The following is a 25063-nucleotide window of genomic DNA, read 5'->3' as shown; positions in this document are numbered from 1 at the left end:
CCCACTGGCTGGATATTCACGATATCGCTGGATTGGCCGGAATTTGCGGTGTCCGCGTACGGATCGACCTACCGTCGGCCCTGTGAACCCCACCGACGGCGCGCCGCCGGCGGTGAGCCCGGCGCTGCCCGACGCCCGGTCCCGGTGGACCGTCCGGCGGGTGATCATCGCCGGCTACCTCGCCGCGGGCATCGTGCTGGGCGTGGTGGCGATCAGCGCGTACGCCCAGATCGGCTCGCTGCTGACGGCCCGCCAGCCGGTCGAGCACACGTACCGGGTGCTGGACCGGATCGCCGGCGTCCGGGCCGCGGTGCAGGACGTCGAGGCCGGCCAGCGCGGGTACGTGATCACCGGCGACCCCGGCTACCTCGACGCGCTGCGCCGCTCCCGGGCCGAGCTGGAGGAGGAGCTGCGCGGCCTGCGCCGGCTCGTCGACGACAACCCCCGCCAGCAGCAGAACCTGGGCCGGCTCGGGGGCGCGCTCAGCGTCCGGCTGGACCACCTCGACGCGAACGTCCGGCTCCGCCGCACGGCCGGGTTCGCCGCCGCCCAGCGGGCCGTCCGGGACGAGCGGGACGCCGCCGAGGCCGGCGGGATCGAGGAGCGGCTGGGCGTCCTGCGGGCCGAGGAGGAGCGGCTGCTCGCGGTCCGGCAGCGGGCCAGCGCGGCGTCGGCCACGGCGATCCGCCGGCTGATCCTGTACGGGTCGATCGTCGGGGCGCTGGCCGTCGGGCTCGGCGCGCACTGGGTGGTCCGGGCGCTCAACCGGCCCGTCCGGCGGGTCACCCGGGCCGCCGAGCGGGTCGCCGCCGGCGACCTCACCCGCCGGGCCGCGGTCACCGGGCCGCGCGAGCTGCGGCAGATGGCCGTCGCCGTCAACGCCTCGATGCAGGTGATCACCAGGGCCCGGGACGAGGCGCTCGCGGCCACCGCGGCCAAGTCGGCGTTCCTGGCGACGATGAGCCACGAGATCCGTACCCCGATGAACGCGATCATCGGCATGACCGGCCTGCTCGTGGACACCCCGCTGACCCCGCAGCAGCGGGAGTTCGCCGAGGTCGTCCGGGACAGCGGCGAGGCGCTGCTGGTGATCATCAACGACATCCTCGACTTCTCCAAGATCGAGTCGGGCGAGTTCGTGCTGGAGGACGCGCCGTTCGACGTCCGGGACCTGCTGGACAGCGCGCTGGCCCTGGTCAGCCTCACCGCCGACGCCAAGGGCCTCGAACTGGTCGGCCGGGTCGAGCCCGGCTGCCCCGGCCGGCTGCGCGGCGACGTCACCCGGCTCCGCCAGGTCACCGGCAACCTGCTGTCCAACGCGGTGAAGTTCACCGAGCGCGGCGAGGTCGTGCTCGCCCTCGCCGCCGGGCCGGGCGCCGGCGGCGGGGTCGAGCTGGCGATCAGCGTCGCCGACACCGGCATCGGCATCCCCGCCGACCGGATGGACCGGCTGTTCCGCTCGTTCAGCCAGGTCGACTCCTCGACCACCCGGGTGTACGGCGGCACCGGGCTCGGTCTGGTGATCAGCCGGCGGCTGGCCCGGGCGATGGGCGGCGACCTGACCGTGCGCAGCGCGGTCGGCGCCGGCTCGACCTTCCGGGCCACCGCGCTGCTGCACCCCGAGCCCGGCGCCGCGCCGGAGCCGCCGGTGCCGGCGCTGGTCGGCCGGCGGGCGCTGGTGGTCGACGACAGCGCCAGCGGCCGCGCGGCGCTGTGCGCGCAGCTCACCGGCTGGGGGATGGACTGCGTCGACGCCGCCGACCCGGCCGCGGCGCTGGCGATCCTGCGCGGCGGGGCGTCGGTCGACGTCGGCCTGCTCGACCTGCGGCTGCCCGGCCTGGACGGGGCGCAGCTCGCCGCCGCCGTGCGCGCGCTGCCCGGCCGGGCCGGCCTGCCGCTGATCCTGCTGTCCAGCGTGCACTGGCAGCTCGACCCGGCGCAGCAGGCGCTGTTCGCCGCCGTCCTGCCCAAGCCGCCGCGGGCGACCCGGCTGCGGACCAAGCTCACCCGCATCCTGACCGGCGGCGCCGGGCCCGAGCCGCCGGCCGCCGCCCCGGCGCCCGCGGCGGCGCCGCTGCGCGTCCTCGTCGCCGAGGACAACCCGACCAACCAGCGGGTCGCCCGGCTCATGCTCGGCCGGCTGGGGCACCGGGTCGACGCGGTCGGCAACGGCGCGGAGGCGGTCGAGGCGGCGCACGGGATGCCGTACGACGTGGTGCTGATGGATGTCCAGATGCCCGTCCTCGACGGACTGGCCGCGACCCGGCGGATCCGCGCCGACCTGCCGCCGGACCGGCAGCCGCGGATCATCGCGCTGACCGCCAACGCGCTCGCCGAGGACCGCGCGGCCTGCCTGGCGGCCGGCATGGACGACTTCCTGAGCAAGCCGGTCCGGGCGGCGGAGCTGGCGGCGGCCCTGGCCCCGCTGACCCCGCGCACCCGGTCGGCGCCGGCCGCCGGCACCCGCCCGATCACCCCGGCCGCGGCGATCGACCCGCCCGCCGCGCCACCCCCGGCCGACGCCGGCGACGCGGAGCTGGCCGGGCGGTGGGCGGACATCACGGCGCGGCTCGCCGACATCACCGGGCCCGAGCCGCCGCCCGAGGAGCGGGCGCTGCTCGACCGGCTGGTCGCCTCGTTCGCCGCCCGCGCCCCGGCCGCCGTCGAGGAGCTGGCCGCGGCCGTCCGGGCCGGCGACGCGGCCGCGGTCCGCGACCGCGCCCACGCGCTCAAGGGCTCGGCGGCCAACCTCGGCGCCGCCCGGCTCGCCGCCCTGTGCGCGGACCTGGAGGACCGGGCCCGGGCCGGCGACACCCCGCCGCCGGGCGACCCGCTCGCGGCGCTGCGCGCCGAGGCGGCCGCGACCCTGCGCGCCCTCGCCACCCTCCCCCGCTGACCGCGGCGCGGCCACCCGCCGCCGGCCGCGCCGCGGTCCCGGGTCGGGCCGCGGTCAGGGGTGCAGCAGCGCGACCGCCTCCAGGTGGTGCGTCATCGGGAAGCAGTCGTACCCGCGCACCGCCGCCAGCCGCCAGCCCGCCGCGGCGAACGTCCGCACGTCCCGGGCGAGCCCGGCCGGGTCGCAGGCCACGTACGCCACCGCCCGGGCGCCGCTGCGGGCCACCGCCCGGACCACGGCCGCGCCCGCGCCGCTGCGCGGCGGGTCCAGGACCACCAGGTCCACCGGCGCCGGCAGGGTCCGCCGGCGCAGCGCGGCCTCCACCCGCTCGACCCGCACCCGGACGCCGGGCAGGTCGGCCAGCGCCGCGCGGCCGGCGCCGGCGCTGCCGGCCGCCGCCTCCACGACGGTCGCGGCGACGCCCGGCCCGCCCGGCCGGCGGGCGGCGACGGCGTCGGCGAGCGCGGCGGCGAACAGCCCGGCCCCGCCGTACAGGTCCCAGACCCGGTCCCCCGGCCGCGGGTCGAGCAGCTCGACCACCACCGCGGCCAGCGTGCCCGCCGCGGCGGGGTGCACCTGCCAGAACGCCGTCGCCGGCAGCTCCCAGCGGCGCGGCCCGAGCCGCTCGACCACCGTCGCCGGGCCGTCGACCACGGCGCCGTCGGCCAGGACGGTCCGCCGCCCGTCCGCGCCGGCGACCACCGTCACGGCGTCGGCGGTCGGCCAGTCCCGCCCCGGTACGGCCGCCGCCCGGACCGCCGGGTGCGCGATCGGGCAGTCGTCCACCGGCACCACCTCGTGCGAGCGGTGGGCCAGCAGCCCGGCCCGGCCGGAGGCGGCGACGGCGTACCGGACCCGGGTCCGCCAGCCCAGCCCGTCGGCGTCGCCGGGCAGCGCGACCACGGTCGCGCCGAGCGCGTCCAGCGCGGCCGGGTCGACCCCGCCGAGCCGGGTGAGCTGCTCGCGCAGGACGGCCGTCTTCCAGGCGAGCTGCGCCGGCCGGGACGCGTGCTGCAGGTCGCAGCCGCCGCACCCGCCGGGGTGGGCGAACCGGCACGGCGGCCGCACCCGGTCGGCGGAGGGGTCGTCGACCCGGACGGCGTCGGCCCGCAGGTACCCGCGGTGCACCTCGGTGACCTCGGCCCGCACCCGCTCGCCGGGCAGCGCGTGCCGGACGAACACGACCCGGCCGGGCGGCGGCCCGTACCGGGCCACGCAGTGCCCGCCGTGCGCCGGCGCCCCGACGGTCAACTCCAGCACGTCCCCCTCGACGGGATCGTCGATGGCGGCGGACGCGGCGCCGGAGTCGACGCCGTTGGGAGCGGCGGCGGGGTTCGACGGGGCGGTCACCGGCGCGGCTCGGTCGACTCGTCCAGCTCGATCACCGTCGCGCCGTCGGTGCCCGCCTGCTGGCGCGGCCCGCGGGCCGGTGAGGTGACCGACAGGCCGCGGTCCCGCCGGGCCATGTTCACCGCCTCGGTCGAGCTGAGCTGCCACGGCACGCTGGTCACCATCACCCCCGGCTCGAACAGCAGCCGGGTCTTGAGCCGCAGCGCGCTCTGGTTGTGCAGCAGGTTCTCCCACCACCGCCCGACGACGTACTCCGGCACGAAGACCGTGACGACGTCCCGCGGGGCGTCCCGGCGCAGCGACTTGACGAACTCGATCGTCGGCCGGGTGATCTCCCGGTACGGCGAGTCGATCACGGTCAGCGGGATCGCCAGCTCGCGCCGCTCCCACTCCTCCTGCAGCGCCCGGGTGTCGCCGGCGTCCACCTGCACGGTGACGGCGGTCAGCGTGTCCGGCCGGGTGGCCCGGGCGTACGCGATGGCCCGTAGCGTCGGCTGGTGCACCTTGGAGACCAGGACGATCGCGTGGTTGCGGGCCGGCAGGATCGGGTTGTCGTCCGGCGGGGCCAGCTCGGCGGCGACCCGGTCGTAGTGCCGCTTGATCGCGATCATGACCAGGTAGATCACGGCCATGGCGGCGATCGCGATCCAGGCGCCGTGGGTGAACTTGGTCAGCAGGACGACGATCAGCACCGCCCCGGTCAGCACCATGCCGAAGCCGTTGATCGCCCGGGACCGGTTCATCCGCTGCCGCACCCGCGGGTCGCGGACCGTCCGCAGGTGCCGCTTCCAGTGCCGCAGCATCCCCGCCTGGGACAGCGTGAACGACACGAACACCCCGACGATGTAGAGCTGGATCAGCCGGGTCACCTCGGCGTGGAACGCGATGATCAGCACCCCGGCGCACACCGCCAGGAAGACGATCCCGTTGGAGAACGCCAGCCGGTCGCCGCGGGTGTGGAGCTGCCGGGGCAGGTACCGGTCCTGGGCGAGGATCGAGCCGAGCACCGGGAAGCCGTTGAACGCGGTGTTCGCCGCGAGGAACAGGATCAGCGCGGTCGCCCCGGCCACCGTGTACAGCAGCGCGCCGCTGCCGAAGATCGTCTGGGCCAGCTCGGTGGTGACGGTCTTCTGCACGTACCCCGCCGGCCCGGCGACGATCTGCCGGACCGGGTCCTCCACGTGTTGCAGCCCGGTGGCCCGGGCGAGCATGACCATCCCGACCATGATCCCGACGGCGATGCCGCCGAGCAGCATCAGCGTCGTCGCGGCGTTGCGGCTCTTGGGCGGCTTGAACGCCGGTACGCCGTTGGAGATCGCCTCCACGCCGGTCAGCGCGGCGCAGCCGGAGGAGAACGTGCGCAGCAGCAGGAACGCCATCGCCAGCATGGTGAGGTCGCTCTCCTCCGCGGCGATGGTCAGCGCGGCGCTCGGCGCCCGCAGGTCCTCGCCGAGCAGGAAGATCCGGACGAAGCCGGTGACCAGCAGCCCGCCCATGAGCAGCAGGAACCCGTACGTCGGCACCGCGAACGCCCCGCCGGACTCGCGCACCCCGCGCAGGTTCATCGCGGTCAGCACGACCACGGCGACCAGGGCGATGCCGACCTTGTGCGTGGCCACCCAGGGCAGCACGGCGCCCAGGTTGGCCACCCCGGCGGAGACCGACACGGCCACGGTCAGCACGTAGTCGACCAGCAGCGCGCTGGCCACCACCAGCCCGTACCGGGGGCCGAGGTTGACCGTGACGACCTCGTAGTCGCCGCCGCCGGACGGGTACGCGTGCACGTTCTGCCGGTAGCTGGCCACCACCGTGATCATCACGACCACGACGGCGAGCGCCACCCACGGCGAGAACGCGTACGCGGCCGCGCCGGCGATGGACAGCGTGAGCAGGATCTCGTCCGGCGCGTAGGCGACGCTGGACAGGGCGTCGGAGGCGAAGACCGGCAGGGCCAGCCGCTTGGGCAGCAGGGTGTGTTCGAGCCGGTCCGAGCGGACCGGCCGGCCCAGGAGCAGTCGCTTCAGCAGCGAGCTGGAGGTAGCCACAAGCCGTAAGCGTACGACCGAAGGCACATCCCCGGGCGTCGGCCCACCGCCGGGCCCGACACCCGGCGGCCGGGCCGCGGCGGCCGGGCGGGCAGGGTACGGTCGCCTCACGACCGTTTCGCCCCGGGAGGCTCGGCAGTGCATGTGGTGACCAAGTGCATGTAGTGATCATGGGCTGCGGCCGGGTGGGGTCGACGCTGGCGCACAGCCTGGAGGCGCGCGGGCACTCGGTGGCGATCGTCGACCAGGAGGCCAACGCCTTCCGCCGGCTCGGCGCGGACTTCGCCGGGATCACCGTCACCGGCATCGGCTTCGAGGCGGCGACGCTCAAGGAGGCCGGGATCGAGCGGGCGGACGCCTTCGCCGCGGTGTCCTCCGGCGACAACTCCAACATCATCTCCGCCCGGGTGGCCCGGGAGACGTTCGGCGTGGAGCGGGTCGTCGCCCGGATCTACGACCAGAAGCGGGCCGAGGTGTACGAGCGGCTGGGCATCCCCAGCGTCGCCACCGTCCGGTGGACGGCCGACCGGATCGTCCGGCACCTGGTCCCGGCCGGCGCGATCGAGCTGTACCGCGACCCCACCAGCACCGTCTCGCTGATCGAGGTGCCGCTGCACACGGCGTGGATCGGCCGGCCGCTGAGCGAGTTCGAGGCGGCGGCCGGGGCGCGGGTGGCGTACCTGACCCGGTTCGGCGTCGGCGCGCTCCCCCAGCCGCACACCGTGCTGCAGGACGGCGACCAGGTGTACCTGCTGGTCACCGACGACATCGCCGAGGTGGTCACGGACGTGGCCGCGCGCGAGCCCGGGGAGGTGCGGTAGCCGTGCGGGTCGCCATCGCCGGAGCCGGCAACGTCGGCCGGTCCATCGCCAGCGAGCTGATCGGCAACGGCCACCGGGTCATGCTGATCGAGCGCCAGCCGGGCATGCTGCGCCAGGAGCGGGTGCCGGACGCCGAGTGGATCCTCGCCGACGCCTGCGAGCTGACCAGCCTCCAGGAGGCCGACGTCGCGGCCTGCGACGTGGTCGTCGCGGCCACCGGCGACGACAAGGTCAACCTGGTCGTGTCGCTGCTGGCCAAGACCGAGTTCGCCGTACCGCGGGTGGTCGCCCGGGTCAACCGGGCCGAGAACGAGTGGCTGTTCACCGAGCAGTGGGGCGTCGACGTCGCGGTCAGCAAGCCGCGGCTGATGGCCGCGCTGGTCGAGGAGGCGGTGACGGTCGGCCAGCTCGTCCGGCTGATGACGTTCCGCCAGGGCCAGGCCAACCTGGTCGAGATCACCATGCCGCCGGACTCGCCGCTGCAGGGCCGGGCGCTGCGCGAGGTGCCGCTGCCGCCGGACGCCGCCCTGGTGGCGATCCTGCGCGGCCGCCGGGTGCTCGTGCCGACCGGGGACGACTCGGTCGAGGGGGACGACGAGCTGTACTTCATCTGCACCGCCGAGGTGGAGGAGCAGCTCCGCGCCGTGGTGCTGGGCGAGGACAAGCCGGCCGCCTGACGCCCGCGGGCCGCACCGCACTGCCGCGGCCCGGGCCACCGCGCGCGGCCCGGGCCGCGGCGGCGGAAAGCGGCCGGCGGGCGCCGCGGCGGCGGTAACGTCTCGCGGCATGGGCCGGCCCGCGCCGCTGCGCCCGGCCGCCCGGCCCGACCGCCGGCCCGGGCGCGACCGGCTCGCCCGCTGGGCGGCCGGCCCGGCCGGCCGGTTCGCGGTGGCGGTGTTCGGTCGCCTGCGCAGCAGCCTGGTGGAGAGCGCGCTGGTCCTGGCCGCGCAGGCGTTCCTGGCGCTGTTCCCGCTGCTCATCGTCGTGTACTCGGTCGCCCCGCCGGTGCTGCGGACCGCCCTGCTGGACGCGGCCCGGGCCCGGTTCGGCGGCGCCGGCGACACCGCCGCCGCGGTGGCCGACCTGCTGGCCGGTACCGAGGAGGTGCGCGGCGGCCTGACCGCCGGCGGGGCGCTGCTGGTGCTCGCCTCGGCCACCGCGTTCGCCCGCGCGCTGCAGCGGATGTACCAGCGGATGTGGCGGCTGCCGCCGCTGGGCCTGCGCGGCTGGTGGCGCAGCGTCGCCTGGCTGGGCGGGGCGTTCGGCTACCTGGCGGCGGTGGCCGCCGCGGCGTGGCTCGGCGACGGCCCCGTACCGGCCGGGCTGGTGGCCGGGGCGGCGGGCCCGGCGCTGTGGTGGTGGACGCCGCACCTGCTGCTGGGCGGCCGCGTCACCTGGCGCGCGCTGGCCCCGCTGGCGCTGCTGACCGCGACCGCGCAGGTCGTGGTGGCCCGGCTGACGGCGGTGGTCATGCCGCGGGCGATCCGGACCAGCGAGGCCGAGTACGGCCCGATCGGCGTGGTGTTCGCCATCGAGTCCTGGCTGGTGGTGGTCTGCGGCGTCCTGGTGGCCTGCACGGCCGTCGCCGCCGCCCTCGCCCCGGACCCGCCCCCCTCCCCCGACCGAAAGTGACAACTTCTCGCATCCTCCGCCGGGGCGGCCCGGGGCGGGGTTACGTTCCGGGGCGGAGAAAGCGAGGTGCGCCATGACGCTCTACCAGGGCCCCTCCGAGTACGCCGCCGCCACCGGCCGGTCCCGGGTCCGGGCCGGCACCCTGTACTCCGGCGGCATCGCCGCGGCGGTCGTCGCGGCCGGGGTGGCGGTCGTCGGCTTCCTCGACGCGCACAGCCTGCTCGGCCTCCCGGTGCTCGGGATGACCGCCGCGGGAGCCGCCTTCCAGCCCTCCCTGGCCTGGTACGCCGGGGCGGCCGCCGGCGCCGCGCTCGCCGCCACCGTGGTCATGCACCTGCTGCTGCTCGCCACGCCCCGCCCGCGCACGTTCTTCGGCTGGATCGTCGGCCTCGCCACGCTGATCAGCATGATCGTGCCGATGACCGTGGACCGCGCGTGGAGCGCCGCACTGCCGGCCTCGGCGATCAACCTGGCGATCGGCCTGACGATCGGCGTCCTCGTCTCGATCAGCGCCGCCGCGGCGGTGCGCCCGCCGGCCCTACCCCCGCCCGAACCGCTGTCGTGACCGCGGCGGACGCCGAGGTCGCGCGCCTGCGCGCCGAACTGGACCGGCTGCGCGCCGGGCGCACCGGCCGCTTCGGCCGCTGGGTCGCCGCGGCGGCCCTGCTGCTCGCGGCGTTCCTGCTCGGTACGGTCGCGGTCGCCGCGGTGTTCGCCCGCAACCAGCTCCTCGACACCGACCGCTACGTCGCCACCGTCGCGCCGCTGGCCCGCGACCCGGTGATCCAGGACGCGCTCGCCGACCGGCTCACCGACGTCGTCGTCACCCACGTGGACCTCGACGCGGTCGCCGCCCGGGCGGCGGCCTGGCTGCGCGAGCAGGGCGCCCCGCCGCAGGTGGACGCGCTCGTCCAGCCGGCGGTCGGCGGGGTCCGCTCGCTCATCCGCAGCACGACCCGCAAGCTCGTCGGCTCGGACCGGTTCGGCGCCGCCCGGGACACCGCCAACCGGATGGCCCACGACGACCTCGTGGCGGTCCTCACCGGCGGGCGCAGCGGGGCGCTGTCGAGCAGCGGCACCACCGTGACCGTGGACCTCGGCGTGTTCCTCGGCGTGGTGCGGGAGAAGCTCGTGGAGGCGGGGCTGGGGCTGGCCGCGCGGATCCCGCAGGTGTCGATCCCGTTCACCGTCTTCTCCTCGCCGCAGCTCCCGGCGCTGCGCACGTACGTCCGCTGGCTCGACCGGACGGCGACGTGGCTGCCCTGGCTCGCCCTGCTGGCCCTGGCCGGGGCGGGTCGCGGTGGCGCTGCGGCGGGGTACGGCGGTCGGGCTGGACGGGGTCGCGGGGGCGCTCGGGCGGGCGGAGCTGCCGTGGGGCGCGGCGGCGGGGCTGGCGCGGCGGTACCGGGGGCTGGTCGAGGTGTTGATCTGCGTGGGGGCGTTCGGGGTGCTGCTCCTGGCGCCCGGCGTGGCGGCGGCCTGGTGGTGCGGTGGTGCTGCGCTCACGTTGGTCGTGTCGGTCGAGGTGCTGGCGCGGCTGCCGCGGGGGGATTCGGTCGGTGCCGTGCCCGGGTGAGGTTCTCGGACGGCCGGGCGGGTTTCGCGGGGCCTCGGCATGGTCCGGTTGATTCGGCGGTGGGGTGGAGGTGGCTGCCGGGGCTTGGCGGGGTGGGGTGCCTCATTCATCATGGTCGATGCACGTGGACGGGGAACGCGGGGCGGCGCGTACTGCGTCCCACTGCTGTCGGCGTGGAGGGAGGCGCTGTGGTCGAGCCTGCTCGGCGGGTCGGCGGCGCGGTCGCCGGCGGGGAGTCCTTCGCGGACGCGCTGCGGGGGGCGATCCAGCGCAGCGGGCTGAGCCTGGACCGGATCCGGTTCCGGCTGGCGCAGCGGGGGCATCCACTGAGCCCGGCCACGCTCAGCCTGTGGCAGTCGGGGCTGCGGCGGCCCGAGCGGCGGGACTCGCTGCGCACGCTGTCGTCGCTGGAGGAGATCCTGGCGCTGCCGGCGGGCGCGCTGCGCTGCGCGCTGGGACCGCCGCGGCAGCGGGGACCCGGCAAGGCCGGGCAGCGCCGGCTGCCGCGCGAGACGGCGTGGCCGCACGACCCCGACCTGCCGCCGCTGCTGCGCGAGGTCGACGACGAGGACGAGTTCTTCGTCCGGCTCAGCCACCACGACCAGATCCGCGTCGGGCCCGACGGCCTCGAACGGTCGCTGCGGGTGCGCCTCGTCCTCCGGGCCGCCCGGTCGGGCCTGTCCCGGCTCCCGATGGTCTGCGCGCTGGACCGGCCCCACCCGCGCGGCCCGCGCGTCCGCGCCCTGAACCACTGCTCGGTGGCGGCCTCCGAGTACTTGCCGGAGACCGGCTACCTGGTGTCGTCGCTGGCCTTCGACAGCAAGCTCACCCGGGGCGAGGCCGTGATGATCGAGTACGAGGTCACGTACCCGACCCGCTCGGGGTCCGACGCCGTCCGGTCCACCTTCGCCGAACGCAAGCTGCGGTTCCCCGTGAGCGAGTACTTCGCGGAGGTCCGGTTCGACCGGCGGGCGGTACCCGCGCGCTGCGCCTCGCGGGCCACCGGGGCGGACGGCTTCCTGCGCGGCGGGGCGCTGCCGGTGGACAGCGCGCGGTGCGCCCGGCTCGCCGTGTCGGACGCCGCCCCGGGGAGGTACGCGCTGCTGTGGGACTGGGCCTGACGGAAGCGCGGCCGGGGCGGGAAGCACTGCTTCCCGCCCCGTTCCCGTCCGACAACGGCGGTGGCGCGCAGCTCCGGTCGGCTGGTCAGAGCTGGCCGCTGTTGGAGAGAATCCACTGGCGGTAGGTAGCGACGTTGACGTGCCCGGAGGTGCCCGCGTTGGTGTCGCCGTAGGAGTGGACGCCGATCAACTCCTGGTTCTGGAGGATGGGGCCGCCGGAGTCGCCGGGACCGGTGTAGCCGTCGGCCTTCGCGGCGTCGATGAACACGCTGCCGACCTTGGTGATCCTCATGTTCGCCACCTTCAGGTAACGGGAGTCCCGGCCGGCCTCGGTGCGGCCGTAGCCGTACGCCTGCTCGGTGCTGCCGACGCTCGGCGCGGCGCTGGTCAGCTTCGCGTAGGTGGTCGACACCGCCTCGTTGATCTCGTACAGGATGATGTCGGCGCTCGGGTGGGACACCGACCGGGTGGCGGTCCGCGGCTGCCCGGCCTCGCGGTCGATGTTGCCGATCAGGAACTTGTTGTTCGCGTTGGCGCAGTGCTTCGCGGTGAGGACCCAGCGCGAGGCGATGATCGTGCCGGAGCAGTTCTGCGACCCGTTGACCATGATCGCGACGGCCCAGGGGCCCTCCTTGGCGAGCGAGCCGCCGATGATGTGGTGGCTGTCCGGGGTGGGTTCCGCGGCCGAGGCCGCGCTCGCCCAGGCCAGTCCGGCGGCGACGACGCCGCACAGGATGGCCGGGAATGTGTTCGCGCGCACAATTCACTCCGTAGTCAGAAATGAAGCAGGGGGTGGCTGACTTTCCGAATTCGGTTCTCGCCGCGGGTGCCGGCAGGGGCGGTGGGGCATCCGACGAACGGATGAAATGTAGGCGGCCGCGCGGTACGGAATCAAGAGTCCGACCCACGGCGAACCTCGACGGCAGGCTTCTGGCCTGCGGTTTCACGGTCAAGCTGTAAAGAGTCAACGCCCGGGCCGAGAAGGGGATCGTCGATGCCGGCACCTGCCACTCGCCTCCGGAAGAATGGCGGGATGGACCCGGAGGATCTGCGACTCGCCGGCTACCGCTCGTTCGCCGACACCGGGCGCGCTCCCGATACGGCCCAACTCGCCCGGCGGTTCGCCGTCGGCATCGCCGTGGTACGAGCGGGGTTGGCCGACCTCGCCCGGGCCCGCCACCTCGCCCCGGCCGGGGCCGGCGACATCGGCATGGCGCACCCGTTCTCGGCCGTACCGCTGGGCTTCGCGGACATGGGCCGCCGGACCCTGTGGTGGGGCGGCTGCGCGTGGGACTCGTTCGCCCTGCCGCACCTGCTCCCCGCCGAGGCCCGGTGCTCGTGGCCACCACCTGCCCGTATTGCTCCCGGCCGCACACCCGGAACGTCGGCACCGCACGACCGCCGGACGGCGACCAGCTCGCCCACTTCCCCGCCGCCCGCATGTGGGACGACGTCGTGCACACCTGCCGGCACCAGCGCCTGTTCTGCTCCGGGCAGTGCATCGATACGTGGCGCCGGGACGCCGGGGTCGCCCACGGATCCCTCTTGGACCTGCCGACGCTGCGGCGGTTCGCCTCCGCTGGTACGCCGGGCGCCTGGACCGGGGCTACGGCCGCCGGGAGCCGGCCGCGGCGGCGGAGTACCTGCGCCGCGTCGGCCTCACCGGCCCGTTCTGGGGGATGTGACCGTTCAGTTCAGCGGCCGCGGCCGACGGGAATGCCGCCGCGGGCCCGGACCGCGAGCGCATGTGCGCCGCGATTACCTCTCGCGGCGCACATGCGCGGCCGTTGTTTCCGCTACCTCGTCAGTCGCTGCCCGGCCGGCCCAGCTCCCCCTTGAAGTGGGTCAGCAGCGTACCCATGGGAAGGAAGCACATCCGCCCGTCGTCACCGACCGCGGTGGCGATGCCGGCGGCCGCGAAGTTGCCGGGTCGCGACGTACGCAGGACGACCGGCCCGCCGAGGTCACCCGGCGCCATGGCCGGCCCGTCGCCACAGAAGTGGCGCTGGCCGTTGATGACGCGGCTGTCGGTGACCACGCCTTCGGTCAACTCGGTGCCCTTGCCGCTGCGCAGGTACCGCGACCCGATGAGGTTGCCCTCGGGCGCCACGCTGGTGACCCTGCCGTACACCCGGCCCTCGAGTGTGAGGAAATCGTTCGCACTGTGGATCCCGTTGCGCGGGGCGAAAAGCGCAGCGTCGAGGGGCTTGCTGCCGCTGTCGGCGGGGATTGCGTTCGCGGTGACCGTCCCGATCCGGAGAGCCGGCGCGGACACCGGGCTCAGCACCGCGCCGCCGACCGGGGCGACGCACTGCCCGGCGGCGAGGACCTGGCGCTTGCCGTTCACCCGCAGCAGGAAACCGGCCGTGCAGCCGGCGCTGCTGTCGGTGCCGTGGACGAGACCCGAACCGACGCCGAGCATGTAGCCCCGCGGGCGGGCGTCGGTGTCGGCATGGGCGGCGGCCGTAGGGGCGAGCAGGGTGGCTGCCAGCGCGGTGGTGGCCAGCGCGGTACGAGAAAGCATCATGGAGTCCCCTCGTGTCGGACCCCGGGCCGCCGGCATGGCCGGTCCGAACGAGGGCGCCCGTCAGCGCACCCGGGGCGGCGGTCGGTCACAGCAGACGCGACCATGACAACGATAGTTGTCGATGACACGAAGAACTCACGGCTGTCAGTTTTCCGACACTCGCCTGCGCACCGCCGAACGCCGAGCCAGCGGCACGTGCAGGTCTGTAGGCCGGTCGCACTCTCCTGCGGGCACCGAACCGTAGAAGGCGAAACAACAACGAGTCTCCGGACCAACCGGTGCGGTGCCCGCCAGGGCGTCGAGCAGCGCGATGAGACTGGTGCGTCGGGTCATCCCTCCGAGGGTGGCCGGATGTTCACCGGCCAGCTCGTCGTAGGGAACCAGCGATGGCACGGCGTTTACCTGTTGGTCGGAGCCCAACCTGACGCCCTGGCGTGACCAGCGCAGCCTCGCCAATGCCCGCCGGGCTTCCACGTAACCGAGCGGAACGCCCTTGGCAGTAATCATCTTGTCCGGGTTCATACCGGATCGCACACCGCCCACCGCCCACCGCCCACATCGACAGCACAAACGCGGCATCGCTCACCAGAGAACGCACTCCGTTGCCGAGATGAGTACGTCTGGCGAAGCGGCAGGCATGTCATCCGGACGCTTACCATGATTCGGTGACCACTCCCGCGAAGCGATCCCACGAGGTCCAAACCGCCCGGGGCCGGGTGGAGAACGCTCTGCGGCTGCTCTCCGGCGCCCCAGTCGACCTTGACGTCGCCGTCAAGCGCCTCAGCCGTGGCAGTGGTGTCTACGCGTGGTGGGCTGCTGCGTCAATCTTCCCTGACCTGCTCGGACCGCCGAACGAACACATCCCCGCGCTACGACTGCTGTATCTCGGCCGGGCCACCAGCCTCCGAGGCCGGATCCTACGCAACCATCTACGGCGCTCGGGCAGCTCGACCCTGCGCCGCACACTCGCCGGACTTCTCGTGTCCGAGAACTACCGCACGACCTGGACCGATCGTGTGGTCCTGATCCCTGAAGACGAGGCGCGACTGACCGCGTGGATGCACGCACACCTGCGGCTGACCTGGGCTGAGGACGCGGAGCCGGCCACCACTGAGGCAGAGCTTGTCCAGCGCCTGCACCCGCCACTGAACGTAAGCGGCGTCGACCCCGAACACGTCCAGGCGGCCGTCGTCGCCGCCAAGAACGCCTACAACACCTCCAGCCATCCAGCGGACCCCTCGCCGACATCGGAACCGGTCGCTCCGCGCGCGGGCGGGCACTGACACGCCCGTGCCGCGGCGAGTGCGCCCCGGGTTGCAGGGATGTGGGCGCGCTCGAGTCCTCGCTCAGCTAGAACGAATAGGTCGGGGTCCATCGGCCAGAGTCGAAGCCGTAGATCCATTCCAGTTGCCGCATGCAGGCACTCTCCTGCCGCCGACCGGGCGCTTCGTCAGCGAGCGACAGTAGGGCAGGCTGACCCGGCGGCCTCTTCATCTGGAGCGCTCTGCTCGGTCGGACCAGTGCCGGCTGGTCCGACCTGGTCGACGCGTTCGTGCTGTCGCCGCTGCTCAACGTGGCCGTCGGGTTCGTGGCGACCGCCCGTGGCCATCGTGCTGATCGTCGCGCCCAAGGGGCTGGATGCGAGCACGTTCGCGCCGCTGCTGTCGATGCTGCGGGTACTGCTCGCCGACGTGGGGTCGGTGGCGCTGCTGGCGGTCGGGCTGCTCGCCGCGATCCTGGCCGCGGTGTGGATCGGCACCCGGTTGCGGCGCTTGAACTGGTTCGTGCTGCTCCCCGTGGTAGTCCTCCATGCACCGATCCCGGGTTTGTCGGCCATGCAGAACGTGGCGGCGCTGGTGGTACTGACCGGGAATTGCACCCGGGACCAGCTCCGGAGCTGGTTCGGCGCGGCGGACATCCACCCGCTGCTGCCGGTTCACGCCAAGGCGCTGCTGGCGGTCATGCAGGTCGTCGTCGGTACGGTCGCCATCCTCACCGGCAAGGGTGGCGGCACCGTGTTCATGGGCTGGTTACCGGTCCTGGCGATCGCGGGTCACGTCGGCATGTTCGCGCTCATGATGGTGGAACTGCGCCAGCGCCTCTCCGGCCGGCTGCCGCTCGCCGGGCTGGTCACCGCCGGGCTGACCGTGCTGACGCTGCTCTTCCTCACCGGCCTGTTCGCGGAGCTGCCCGAGGCGACGCTGGCCGCGGTGGTGATCGCCGCGCTGGCCGAGCTGGTCGACCCGGCGGCGCTGCGCCGGCTGTGGCGGGTGGCGCTCGGGCCCGGCGGCGGCCCGGCCGCCCGGCCGGACTTCGTCGCCGCCGCGGCCGCGCTGCTGGGGGTGCTGCTGTTCGACACGCTGCCGGGGCTGGTGATCGGCATGGTGGTGTCGATCCTGCTGCTGCTCTACCGGGCGTCCCGGCCGGCGGTGGTCCGGCTCGGCCGGACCCCGGCCGGGCAGTGGCTGGACCCGGCCCGGCACCCCGCCGCCCGCGAGCTGCCGGGCGTGGTCGTGCTCCGGCCGCAGGGGGCGCTGTTCTTCGCCAACGCCGACCGGGTCCGCGACGCGCTGCTGGGCGCCGGCCGGGCGCCCGGCGTCCGGACGCTGGTGCTGGACGCCGAGGCGGTGCCGGGCGTGGACGCGACCGCGGCGGCGATGCTGGCCGGGCTCGCCGCGGCGCTGCGCCGGTCGGGGGTCACCCTCCGGGTGGTCCACCCGCTCGGCGGCGTCCGCGACGTGCTGCGGCTGGCCGGGGCCGCCGACACGCTGCCGGCGCCCAGCGACACGATCGATGACGCGGTCGCGGGTGACGTATTACCCGAACGGACTACCGGAAACGTCTGACCAATTACGCCCGCCAATTCTCAGACCATTGACTTGGCCTCTCTCCATTCGGGGTACCACTGCCGAAATAAGCCGGTGGATTACGGCAATGCGGCACCGGAAATGGAACGTGGCACATTACGGTGGGCGGTATGAGATTTCGTCTAATGGCCGCCGCCATGGCGACGGTGTCCGCGAGTACCGCGCTGCTGATCGCTGCCTCGCCCGCCTCCGCCGCACCGCAGACTCCCGGCCCGGGGCAGCGCCCCGGCCAGGGTCAGCCGGGCGGACCGGGTGGTCCCGGTGGTCCCGGTGGACCGGGTGGACCGGGCTGGCCGCCCGGGCACGGCAACTTCCCGCAGCGCTACTGGAACTGTTTCGATCTGAACGACGATTACCCGTACGGGGTCGGGCTCCCGGGGGCGCGGGACCGCGTCCGCTGGGGCGAGCGCCCGGTGCGTCACTTCGAGCGCAACGGCCGGGTGTACCTGCTGAACCGCCACCTCGACCGCGACCGCGATGGGATCGCGTGCGAGCGTTGGCGCCGTTGGTGAACTGAAACGACCCAAGCGGTTCCCACAATTCCGCTGGTCATGAGAAAGAAATGACGAAAGGGTGGAAGGCTTCGCCTTCCACCCTTTCGTGGTACGTCGAAATCGATGCGGAACGCGAAAGTCGATCACACCCGCGGGGCGGGAATGGGCTCCGCCGCCGCCTCGGCGGCCTTCACCCGGCGGACGGCCCACATGGTGAGCAGCAGCAGCACGAGGTACGGCGGGTAGCCGAACACCAGCCGGGTGATCGCCAGGCCGGCCTCGCTGCCGAGCTGGTAGAAGACCAACTGGATGCCGACCTTGATCAGCCAGACCGTGCCCCAGACCAGGGTCAGCCAGCGGAACGTGCGCATCAGCCGCGGGCTGTCCCGCCAGTCGTGCTTGCCGCCGTCGGCCATCACCGACCAGATCCAGCCCACCAGCGGCCACCGGGAGGCGGCCGTGGCCAGCAGCACCACCCCGTACGCCAGGCCGTACCAGATGCCGGGCAGGTAGAAGTCGCGCGCCTCGCCGCTGCGCCAGGCCAGCCAGGCGCCCAGGCCCACGCCGACCAGGCCGTTGACCGAGTGCCGGACGGTCCGCTTCTGGGCCAGCCGGCGGGCCGCGATGCCGACCGCGACCAGGACGGCGATGCTGACGGCGACCTTCAGGTCGTACTTCGCGCCGAGCGCGCCGGTCAGCCCCGCGTCCCACCCGAACGCCTTCGCCAGCGGCTCCAGGCCGGCGTTGACCGCGATGAACGCCACGATCGGGACCGTGGTCTCGACCGCGCCGCGCCAGCCGCCCAACTGGGCGGCCACCTGCTCGCTGATGGTCGGCAGCGGCGCCGCCGACCGGTTCCCGGTGCTCACCGCGGCGGCTCCAGCTCGTAGTACGGGTTGTAGATCACCTTGCGGTCGTCGCGCAGCGCCACCCGGCCGCTGACCGTCAGCGCCCGGCCCGGCTCGATGCCGGCGATGTGCCGGCGGCCCAGCCAGACCAGGGTGACGGTGTCGCTGCCGTCGTACAGGTCGGCCTCCAGGTTGGGCGCCGTCGTGCGCGGCGGGTACACCACCGTGCGCAGCCGCCCGGAGACGCTGACGAGTTGCCCGCGCCGGCACGCGCCGGCCGGGGTGCAGCCGGAGGCGGCGCTGCCCTCGCGCAGCTCCGCCGCCTCCAGCTCGTCCGGCGAGGGGGCCAGCCGGCGCAGCAGCCGGTGCACCGGCGACCCGCCGCTCATGTGCCCGGGTCGAGCGGCGCGCCGGTCGTCGGGTCGATGCCCTGCTCGCGGGCCGACTCGACGACCTCCGGGGGCAGCCGCAGCGCCAGCGGCTCCTTGGCCGGGCGCGGCTCCTCGCCCCGGTCCACCACCAGCTCGCGCAGGCAGACGTCCAGGGCGCCGGCGGCGCCCGGGTCGGTGGCCGCCGCGCCCTGGTACACGCCGCGGACCATCCACCGCGGGCCGTCCACGCCGACGAACCGGATCGCGGCCGGGCCGTCCGGGCTGGGCACGGTGGCGTGCAGCTCGGTGCCGTACGCGCCCTGGACCTCCGCGCCGGTCAGGCCGTCGGCCTGCAACGACTCGAGGATCTCCTCGCGCACCTCGTCCCAGATCCCCTCGGTGCGCGGGGCGGCGAACACGCCGAGTTGCAGCGCGCTCTGCCCCTGCACGAGCAGGACCTGCTGGATCGTCCCGTCCGGGTCGGCCTGCACCCGCACCTCGACGCCCTCGACCGCCGGCAGCCGCATGGCGCCCAGGTCGAGCCGCTCCACGCCCTCGGGCGCGACGCTCACGTCGTACGGGCCGTGCTCCGGCACCGCGCGCGACTGCGTGGCGGTGGACCCGCCGGCGGCCCGCTCGCCGGACTCCGCCCGACGTCGATTGAAGATCACAATCTGAACCCTTCTCGCGCGGCGTCCGCCAGGCCGGACAGCCCGCCGGTCGACCCGTGTCCGCCATCGCCCCGGTCCGATCCGGGGAGTTCGTCGACGACCCGGAAGTTTGCCCGTTCGACGCGCTGCACCACAAGCTGCGCGATGCGATCGCCGCGGGCGATCCGGGCGGTGGCCCGCGGGTCGAGGTTGATCAGGTTCACCCTGATCTCGCCACGGTAGCCCGCGTCGACCGTGCCGGGGGCGTTCAGCACGGTCACGCCCAGCTTCGCGGCCAGGCCCGAGCGCGGGTGGACCAGGCCGACGTACCCGGCCGGCAGCGCGATCGCCACCCCGGTGCCGACCAGCGCCCGCTCCCCCGGCGCCAGCTCCACCGGCTCGGTGGCCACCAGGTCGGCGCCGGCGTCGCCGGGGTGGGCGTAGCAGGGCGGCGGCAGGTCGGGGTCGAGCTGCCGCAGCAGGACGGTGACGGACTCGGTCACGGACGCTCCTCGGAGGCGGTGGGCCGGACTGCCGGCGTAGGCTCGCCCCTCGTGACGGACGTGCGCACCCCGGCCGGCCCACGGTACGCCGAGCGGCTGCGGGTACCCCATTGGTGGTGGCTGCTCGCGCTGGCCGGCGCGGCCGGGCTCGCCGCCGAGCTGTGGCTGGGCGCGCCGGGCGTGCGCGCGTGGCTGCCGTTCGCGGTGCTGCTGCCGGTGGCGGTGGCGGGGTTGTGGTGGCTGGGGCGGCTGCGGATCACCGTCACGGGTGACGAGCTGCGGGTCGACGACGCCCGGCTGCCGCTGCGGTTCGTGGCCGACGCGGTGCCGATCGACGCCGCCGGGCGGCGGCTGCTGCTCGGCCAGGCGGCCGACCCGCTGGCGTTCGTGATCCAGCGGCCCTGGGTGGCCGGGGCGGTCCAGGTGGTGCTGGCCGACCCCGCGGACCCCACGCCGTACTGGGTGGTGAGCAGCCGCGACCCGGTGGCGCTGGCGGCGGCCGTCATGGCCGGTCGGCCGGCCCCGGCGCCGGGCTGACCGCCCGCCGGCGCAGGTCGTCGCGGACCTGCCGGCCGAGGGCCAGGGTGGCCTTGTGGTTGAGGTACCCGCCGACCGCCGCCCCGGCCAGCAGCGGCGCCAGCGTGCTCAGGCTGCGCCCGAACCGGCGCAGCAACTGCGCCCGGAGCTGGTCGCGGGCCGCCGCGCCGAGCACCGCCCCGGTGCCCAGCCCCGGCGCCAGCGGGTTGAACCCGCGCCGCCCGGCCCACGCCTGCACGAGCGCGACGGTCCGCGGCGCGAGCGCCCGGGGCAGCGGGACCCCGTACACCGCGTGCAGCTCGCCGATCAGCTTGACCTCGACGGCGACGACGGCCACCGTCTCGGCCCCGAGCAGGACCGGCGTGGCGAGCAGGGTGGGCGGGACCGCCCACTCCACCGCCGCGATGCCGCCGCCGGCGACGCCGATGCCGGCGGTGACGTTGGCGGCGTTGCGGACCAGCCGGGCGGCCAGCGCGTCGCCCGACAGCTCCGGGTGGTGCCGGCGCAGCGTGGCCGCGTCCCGGATCGGCAGGTGCGGGACGACGTCGGTGACCGCGTCCGCGAGCCCGGAGAGCAGGGCCCGCGGGCCGCGGCGGAGCCCGCGCGCGAGCTGGCCGGCGAGCCGGCCCAGCAGGTGCGCGCGGCGCGCCGGGCCGGCGGTCTCATCGGTGAGGGCCGCGGCGATCCGCCCGGCCCCCGTCCGGTCGTCCCCGGTACCCGGCTCCGGCGCGGTCACTGCCGGCCGCTCAGACGCACTCGCGGCAGATCAGGTCGCCGTTGCGTTCGGTGGCGAGCTGGCTGCGGTGGTGGACCAGGAAACAGCGGGCACAGCGGAACTCGTCGTTCTGCATCGGCAGAACCTTGACCGTCAGCTCCTCGTCGGCCAGGTCGCCGTCCGGCAGCTCGAAATTCTCACCGGAGTCGGTCTCGTCGACGTCCACCGCACCCGACTGCGCGTCGGTGCGGCGGGCCTTCAGCTCCTCCAGGCTGTCCTCGCCGAGGTCGACTTCGTCGCGACGCGGGGCGTCGTAGTCGGTGGCCATCGGTGTCACTCTCCCGTATCGACATTCTCTCCGCCGGCCGCGGTTCCGGACGACGGTACTCTCCTGTGCCCACCCGGCACATGGCGACCGGAGTGGACAGGTGGTCGCGCGCCGGACAATCCGGTAACGGGCAAACCCCGGCGAGCGCGGTACCTTACCCCTTGCGTGCGGTAGTTGTACGTCCACGCGACCGAACTTGTTCCCGATGTGACTCAGGCGACACCAAAAGTAGGGGCAGCGAAGCGAGGATCATCGTCGGCACGCCGGAGCCGTTCGGCCTTTCAAGGGTGGGGTGTGGACGCGCTAGCCTCCATACGGGGCCGGGAGGCGCTAGCCTCGAAAGGGTTGGTTACGGCGAGTTGCGCCGTATGGAGCGACTTGTACCGAAGGACCGGAATATGAGCTTTGCGCGCGTACGCGCACTGGCCGTCGTCGCCGCGCTGGCCGTGGCGGCGGTGGTGTTCGTCGTCGTGGCGATGGTCCGCGACTCGCAGAGCAATGCCAAGGCCCAGCCGGGCTGCCCCGCGGGCTTCGTCCGCGCGGCGGTCGACCTGCCCAAGCAGCAGGACGTCAAGGTACGCATCTTCAACGGTACCGACGTACCCGGCCTCGGGCAGCAGCTCGCCGGGGAGTTCCGCAATCGGCGGTTCCAGGTGGACCAGCGGGTGACCACGGCCAGCCGCCGGTTCAACGGCGTCGCGCTGCTCCAGTTCGGGCCCATGGGCGTCGGCTCCGCGCACCTGCTGCGCGCGTACTTCCTCGGCGCCCAGCCGCGGTACGAGCCGGGCCGCAAGGGCGCTGTCGTGGATATCACCGTCGGGGCGGGGTACCAGAAGCTGAGCACCACCACCGAGGTCAACCAGGCGATCAGCGCGCTCGGCGAGCCGGAGCTGCCGCCGCGCGCCTGCCCGATCAGCGCCGACCGCTAGCCGGCCCGGCGCCCCGCTGGGCCGCCCCGGCGCCCGGCTCGGCCGGCTCGGCGCCCCGCCGGGCCGGTTCGGCGTCCCGGGCCGCCTCGGCGTCCGCGGCCGCCGTCGCGGACGCCACCAGGTCGTGCAGCGGGCCGTGCAGGGCCGGCGGGGCCGCCAGGACCATCGCCCGGCCGGGCGGGTCGCCGTGCAGCCCGGTCACCAGGAGCCCGGCCTCGGCGGCGACCAGGCCGCCCGCGGCCAGGTCCCACGGCGCCAGCCCCGCCTCGTAGTACCCGTCCAGCGCCCCCTCGGCGGCCAGGCACAGGTCGGTGGCCGCCGAGCCGAGCCGGCGGATGTCGCGCACCCGGGGCAGCACCGCGCGCAGCACGGCGGCCTGCCGGGCGCGGGTCCCCGCCGCGTACGCGAAGCCGGTCCCGATCAGCGCCCGGTCCGGCTCGGTCGCCGGCGAACCGGTGAGCCGGCGGTCGCCGGCGTACGCCCCGCCGCCGCGCACGGCCGTCCACCAGCGCCCGCCGACCGGGTCGTGCACCACGCCCAGCACCGCCTCCCCGCCGCAGCGGGCCGCCAGCGAGACCGCGTAGTTGGGCAGGCCGTACAGGTAGTTCACCGTGCCGTCGATCGGGTCCAGCACCCACTCCACGCCGGCGCCGGCGGCGCCGCTGGCGCCGTACTCCTCGCCCAGCACCCGGTCGTCGGGGCGGGCGGCCCGCAGCGCGGCGACCACCTGCCGCTCCACCGCCCGGTCGGCGGCGGTGACGACGTCGGTCGGAGTGGACTTCGTGGACACCCCGCCGACGCCGGGCTGCATCGCCCGGGCCGTCGCGCCGGCGGCGGCGACCACCTCCAGCGCGAGGTCGAGCAGCCGGTACGGGTCGGGGTCCGCGGTGGTCATGGGCTCCTCCTTCGTCCGCCGCCATCCTGCCGCGGGGCGGTCCCGGGGCGCGCCGCGACCCCTCGCGAACCGGTCCCGGGCCCGGTGGGGTCGCCCCGCGGACCCGGACGGGCGGCCCGGCACCCCCGGTCGGTGGACAGCGCCGCTCCCGTCACCCCACCGGGTGATTGCGGGCCGGGGGCACCCGGTGGGGCGCGTTCGGCGTGCGCGGCGGGCCGTCCGTCGCATGCGGCGCTACAATTCACGCCTGTCCCATGAAGCGGGCCGGGTCGCGGCACACTCACCCCCTCGGGGGTCGGGCCGGTTCGACCGGCCCGCTCGACACGGTCGGGGACCCCCGATCGCGCAACCCGGGGCGCCTCACCGGCGCGGCCGACGGCCGTCGCAGCTCAATCGTCTCCGGAAGGTCTTTCGTGACTGAAGCCCGCCACACCGGCGCCGACGTTCGCTCGATCACCGATGTGTTGATCGCCCACGCCGAGGCCGCCGGGGGCCAGTTGACCTCGGCGCAGGTGGCGCGGACCGTCGAGTCCGCCGACGTCACGCCCGCGCAGGCCAAGAAGATCCTGCGCACGCTGGCCGAGGCCGGCATCACGGTCGTGGTGGACGGCTCGACGAGCATGCGCCGCCGGGTCGCGGCGGCCCGGTCCTCGACGCCGGCGTCCAAGGCGACGACGGCGAAGGCGACCGCCGGGGCGGCCAAGGCGCCGGCGAAGAAGGCCGCCCCCGCGGCGGCCGGCGACGCCGCCGCGGCCCCGGCGAAGAAGGCGGCGAAGGCCGCCCCCGCCAAGGCGGCGAAGAAGGCGGCGCCCGGCAAGGCCGCGCCGAAGAAGGACGGCGAGGAGCCGGAGATCGATCCGGAGGAGCTGGCCGCCGCGATCGAGGACGTCGTGGTCGAGGAGCCCGTGGAGCTGGTCAAGGCGGCCGCCACGGACGCCGCCACGGACAGCAAGGACTTCGAGTGGGACGACGACGAGTCCGAGGCGCTCAAGCAGGCTCGGCGGGACGCCGAGCTGACGGCGTCGGCGGACTCGGTCCGGGCGTACCTCAAGCAGATCGGCAAGGTCCCCCTGCTGAACGCCGAGCAGGAGGTGGAGCTGGCCAAGCGGATCGAGGCGGGCCTGTTCGCCGCCGAGCAGCTCCGCGCCGCCGACGAGGCGGGCGAGACGATCGCCACCCAGCTCGCCCGGGACCTGCGCTGGATCGGCCGGGACGGCGAGCGGGCCAAGAACCACCTGCTGGAGGCCAACCTGCGGTTGGTGGTCTCGCTGGCCAAGCGGTACACCGGGCGCGGGATGGCGTTCCTGGACCTGATCCAGGAGGGCAACCTCGGCCTGATCCGGGCGGTGGAGAAGTTCGACTACACCAAGGGCTACAAGTTCTCCACGTACGCGACCTGGTGGATCCGGCAGGCGATCACCCGGGCGATGGCCGATCAGGCCCGCACCATCCGGATCCCGGTGCACATGGTCGAAGTGATCAACAAGCTCGGCCGCATCCAGCGCGAGCTGCTCCAGGACCTCGGGCGCGAGCCCACCCCGGAGGAGCTGGCCAAGGAGATGGACATCACCCCCGAGAAGGTGCTGGAGATCCAGCAGTACGCGCGGGAGCCGATCTCGCTCGATCAGACCATCGGGGACGAGGGCGACAGCCAGCTCGGCGACTTCATCGAGGACTCCGAGGCCGTGGTGGCCGTGGACGCGGTGTCGTTCTCGCTGCTCCAGGACCAGCTCCAGCAGGTGTTGCAGACGCTGTCCGAGCGGGAGGCCGGCGTGGTCCGGCTGCGCTTCGGGCTCACCGACGGCCAGCCGCGGACGCTGGACGAGATCGGCCAGGTGTACGGGGTCACCCGCGAGCGCATCCGACAGATCGAGTCCAAGACGATGTCCAAGTTGCGGCATCCGTCCCGCTCTCAGGTACTGCGCGACTATCTCGACTGAACATCGGGGTAGGTCCGC

24 protein-coding genes are annotated in these 25063 nt (G+C 74.7%); 12 read left to right on the top strand and 12 right to left on the bottom strand.

Features of this window, described 5'->3' with window-relative positions; all coding sequences use genetic code 11:
* Nucleotides 1–82 precede the first annotated feature (82 nt).
* Entirely contained in the window at nt 83–2896 is a 2814-nt protein-coding gene (locus IEY94_RS02380; RefSeq protein ID WP_189168329.1) for a hybrid sensor histidine kinase/response regulator, read from the top strand.
* Between the two features lie 54 nt (nt 2897–2950).
* Here IEY94_RS02380 and IEY94_RS02375 read toward each other — a convergent pair whose 3' ends face one another.
* Nucleotides 2951–4180: a class I SAM-dependent RNA methyltransferase gene (locus IEY94_RS02375; protein ID WP_229783316.1), complete on the bottom strand. Its 1230-nt coding sequence runs from the start codon at nt 4178–4180 to the stop codon at nt 2951–2953.
* Between the two features lie 62 nt (nt 4181–4242).
* On the bottom strand, nt 4243–6291 hold the full coding sequence (locus tag IEY94_RS02370) for an APC family permease (protein ID WP_189168327.1): 2049 nt from the start codon (nt 6289–6291) through the stop codon (nt 4243–4245).
* Nucleotides 6292–6446: 155 nt separating this feature from the next.
* Here IEY94_RS02370 and IEY94_RS02365 point away from each other — a divergent pair, with 155 nt between their 5' ends.
* The 5 genes from IEY94_RS02365 to IEY94_RS02345 all read left to right on the top strand — a co-directional run bounded on the left by IEY94_RS02365 (nt 6447) and on the right by IEY94_RS02345 (nt 11441).
* On the top strand, nt 6447–7112 hold the full coding sequence (locus IEY94_RS02365) for a potassium channel family protein (RefSeq protein WP_189168326.1): 666 nt from the start codon (nt 6447–6449) through the stop codon (nt 7110–7112).
* Nucleotides 7113–7114: 2 nt separating this feature from the next.
* A complete protein-coding gene (locus tag IEY94_RS02360; protein ID WP_189168325.1) occupies nt 7115–7789 on the top strand; it encodes a potassium channel family protein in 675 nt (224 codons plus the stop codon).
* Nucleotides 7790–7898: 109 nt separating this feature from the next.
* The gene (locus IEY94_RS02355) at nt 7899–8744 is read left to right on the top strand and encodes a YhjD/YihY/BrkB family envelope integrity protein (RefSeq protein WP_189168324.1); all 846 of its coding nucleotides are present in this window, start codon (nt 7899–7901) and stop codon (nt 8742–8744) included.
* Nucleotides 8745–8817: 73 nt separating this feature from the next.
* Nucleotides 8818–9309 carry a DUF6069 family protein gene (locus IEY94_RS02350; protein ID WP_189168323.1) on the top strand — a complete coding sequence of 164 codons (492 nt, stop codon included), beginning with the start codon at nt 8818–8820 and terminating at the stop codon, nt 9307–9309.
* The gene (locus IEY94_RS02345; protein WP_189168322.1) at nt 9306–11441 is read left to right on the top strand and encodes a hypothetical protein; all 2136 of its coding nucleotides are present in this window, start codon (nt 9306–9308) and stop codon (nt 11439–11441) included. Before IEY94_RS02350 ends, IEY94_RS02345 begins: the two co-directional genes overlap by 4 nt.
* Before the next feature lie 85 nt (nt 11442–11526).
* Here IEY94_RS02345 and IEY94_RS02340 read toward each other — a convergent pair whose 3' ends face one another.
* The 3 genes from IEY94_RS02340 to IEY94_RS02325 all read right to left on the bottom strand — a co-directional run bounded on the left by IEY94_RS02340 (nt 11527) and on the right by IEY94_RS02325 (nt 14490).
* Nucleotides 11527–12201 carry a S1 family peptidase gene (locus IEY94_RS02340; protein WP_189168321.1) on the bottom strand — a complete coding sequence of 225 codons (675 nt, stop codon included), beginning with the start codon at nt 12199–12201 and terminating at the stop codon, nt 11527–11529.
* Nucleotides 12202–13245: 1044 nt separating this feature from the next.
* Nucleotides 13246–13968 (bottom strand): chymotrypsin family serine protease, encoded by a 723-nt coding sequence (locus tag IEY94_RS02330; RefSeq protein WP_189168320.1) that lies wholly within the window; start codon nt 13966–13968, stop codon nt 13246–13248.
* A gap of 144 nt (nt 13969–14112) precedes the next feature.
* On the bottom strand, nt 14113–14490 hold the full coding sequence (locus IEY94_RS02325; RefSeq protein ID WP_189168319.1) for a hypothetical protein: 378 nt from the start codon (nt 14488–14490) through the stop codon (nt 14113–14115).
* Between the two features lie 143 nt (nt 14491–14633).
* Between IEY94_RS02325 and IEY94_RS02320 the strand changes: the two genes are divergently transcribed.
* From IEY94_RS02320 to IEY94_RS23895, 3 genes are all read left to right on the top strand, one after another.
* Complete coding sequence (locus IEY94_RS02320) at nt 14634–15251, top strand: GIY-YIG nuclease family protein (RefSeq protein WP_189168318.1); 618 nt, start codon at nt 14634–14636, stop codon at nt 15249–15251.
* Between the two features lie 318 nt (nt 15252–15569).
* Nucleotides 15570–16814 (top strand): STAS domain-containing protein, encoded by a 1245-nt coding sequence (locus IEY94_RS02315; protein ID WP_189168317.1) that lies wholly within the window; start codon nt 15570–15572, stop codon nt 16812–16814.
* 146 nt (nt 16815–16960) lie between these two features.
* Entirely contained in the window at nt 16961–17347 is a 387-nt protein-coding gene (locus IEY94_RS23895) for an excalibur calcium-binding domain-containing protein (protein WP_189168316.1), read from the top strand.
* Between the two features lie 125 nt (nt 17348–17472).
* On the opposite strand, the gene IEY94_RS02305 is transcribed toward IEY94_RS23895, so the two are convergent.
* The 4 genes from IEY94_RS02305 to dut are packed head-to-tail and all read right to left on the bottom strand — an operon-like array spanning nt 17473 to nt 19701.
* A complete protein-coding gene (locus tag IEY94_RS02305) occupies nt 17473–18198 on the bottom strand; it encodes a DUF3159 domain-containing protein (RefSeq protein ID WP_189168315.1) in 726 nt (241 codons plus the stop codon).
* Complete coding sequence (locus tag IEY94_RS02300; protein ID WP_189168314.1) at nt 18195–18566, bottom strand: OB-fold nucleic acid binding domain-containing protein; 372 nt, start codon at nt 18564–18566, stop codon at nt 18195–18197. The genes IEY94_RS02305 and IEY94_RS02300 overlap by 4 nt, the downstream gene beginning before the upstream one ends.
* A complete protein-coding gene (locus tag IEY94_RS02295; protein ID WP_189168313.1) occupies nt 18563–19219 on the bottom strand; it encodes a DUF3710 domain-containing protein in 657 nt (218 codons plus the stop codon). Before IEY94_RS02295 ends, IEY94_RS02300 begins: the two co-directional genes overlap by 4 nt.
* On the bottom strand, nt 19216–19701 hold the full coding sequence (gene dut / locus IEY94_RS02290; RefSeq protein WP_229783244.1) for a dUTP diphosphatase: 486 nt from the start codon (nt 19699–19701) through the stop codon (nt 19216–19218). The genes IEY94_RS02295 and dut overlap by 4 nt, the downstream gene beginning before the upstream one ends.
* 60 nt (nt 19702–19761) lie before the next feature.
* On the opposite strand from dut, the gene IEY94_RS02285 reads away from it, so the two are divergent.
* Nucleotides 19762–20238, top strand: coding sequence for a DUF3093 domain-containing protein (locus tag IEY94_RS02285; protein ID WP_189168783.1), 477 nt, complete (start codon nt 19762–19764; stop codon nt 20236–20238).
* Here the strand turns inward: IEY94_RS02285 and IEY94_RS02280 are convergent.
* Both IEY94_RS02280 and IEY94_RS02275 read right to left on the bottom strand, forming a co-directional pair.
* Nucleotides 20204–20974: a hypothetical protein gene (locus tag IEY94_RS02280; protein WP_189168311.1), complete on the bottom strand. Its 771-nt coding sequence runs from the start codon at nt 20972–20974 to the stop codon at nt 20204–20206. The genes IEY94_RS02285 and IEY94_RS02280 overlap by 35 nt on opposite strands.
* A gap of 10 nt (nt 20975–20984) precedes the next feature.
* Nucleotides 20985–21281, bottom strand: a complete 297-nt coding sequence (locus tag IEY94_RS02275) for a DUF4193 domain-containing protein (protein WP_189168310.1) — start codon at nt 21279–21281, stop codon at nt 20985–20987.
* A 398-nt stretch (nt 21282–21679) separates the two neighbouring features.
* Here IEY94_RS02275 and IEY94_RS02270 point away from each other — a divergent pair, with 398 nt between their 5' ends.
* Nucleotides 21680–22210 (top strand): LytR C-terminal domain-containing protein, encoded by a 531-nt coding sequence (locus IEY94_RS02270; RefSeq protein ID WP_189168309.1) that lies wholly within the window; start codon nt 21680–21682, stop codon nt 22208–22210.
* Here IEY94_RS02270 and IEY94_RS02265 read toward each other — a convergent pair.
* Nucleotides 22194–23105: an inositol monophosphatase family protein gene (locus IEY94_RS02265; RefSeq protein WP_189168308.1), complete on the bottom strand. Its 912-nt coding sequence runs from the start codon at nt 23103–23105 to the stop codon at nt 22194–22196. The two genes, IEY94_RS02270 and IEY94_RS02265, sit on opposite strands and share 17 nt — an antisense overlap.
* Nucleotides 23106–23518: 413 nt before the next feature.
* On the opposite strand from IEY94_RS02265, the gene IEY94_RS02260 reads away from it, so the two are divergent.
* Nucleotides 23519–25045: an RNA polymerase sigma factor gene (locus tag IEY94_RS02260; RefSeq protein ID WP_306341580.1), complete on the top strand. Its 1527-nt coding sequence runs from the start codon at nt 23519–23521 to the stop codon at nt 25043–25045.
* The last annotated feature ends 18 nt before the right edge of the window (nt 25046–25063 follow it).

Source organism: Pilimelia anulata (assembly GCF_014647895.1).
Taxonomy (GTDB): Bacteria; Actinomycetota; Actinomycetes; order Mycobacteriales; family Micromonosporaceae; genus Pilimelia; species Pilimelia anulata.
The sequence above is the reverse complement of the archived record's forward strand: the minus strand, read 5'-3'. Positions and strand labels throughout refer to the sequence as shown.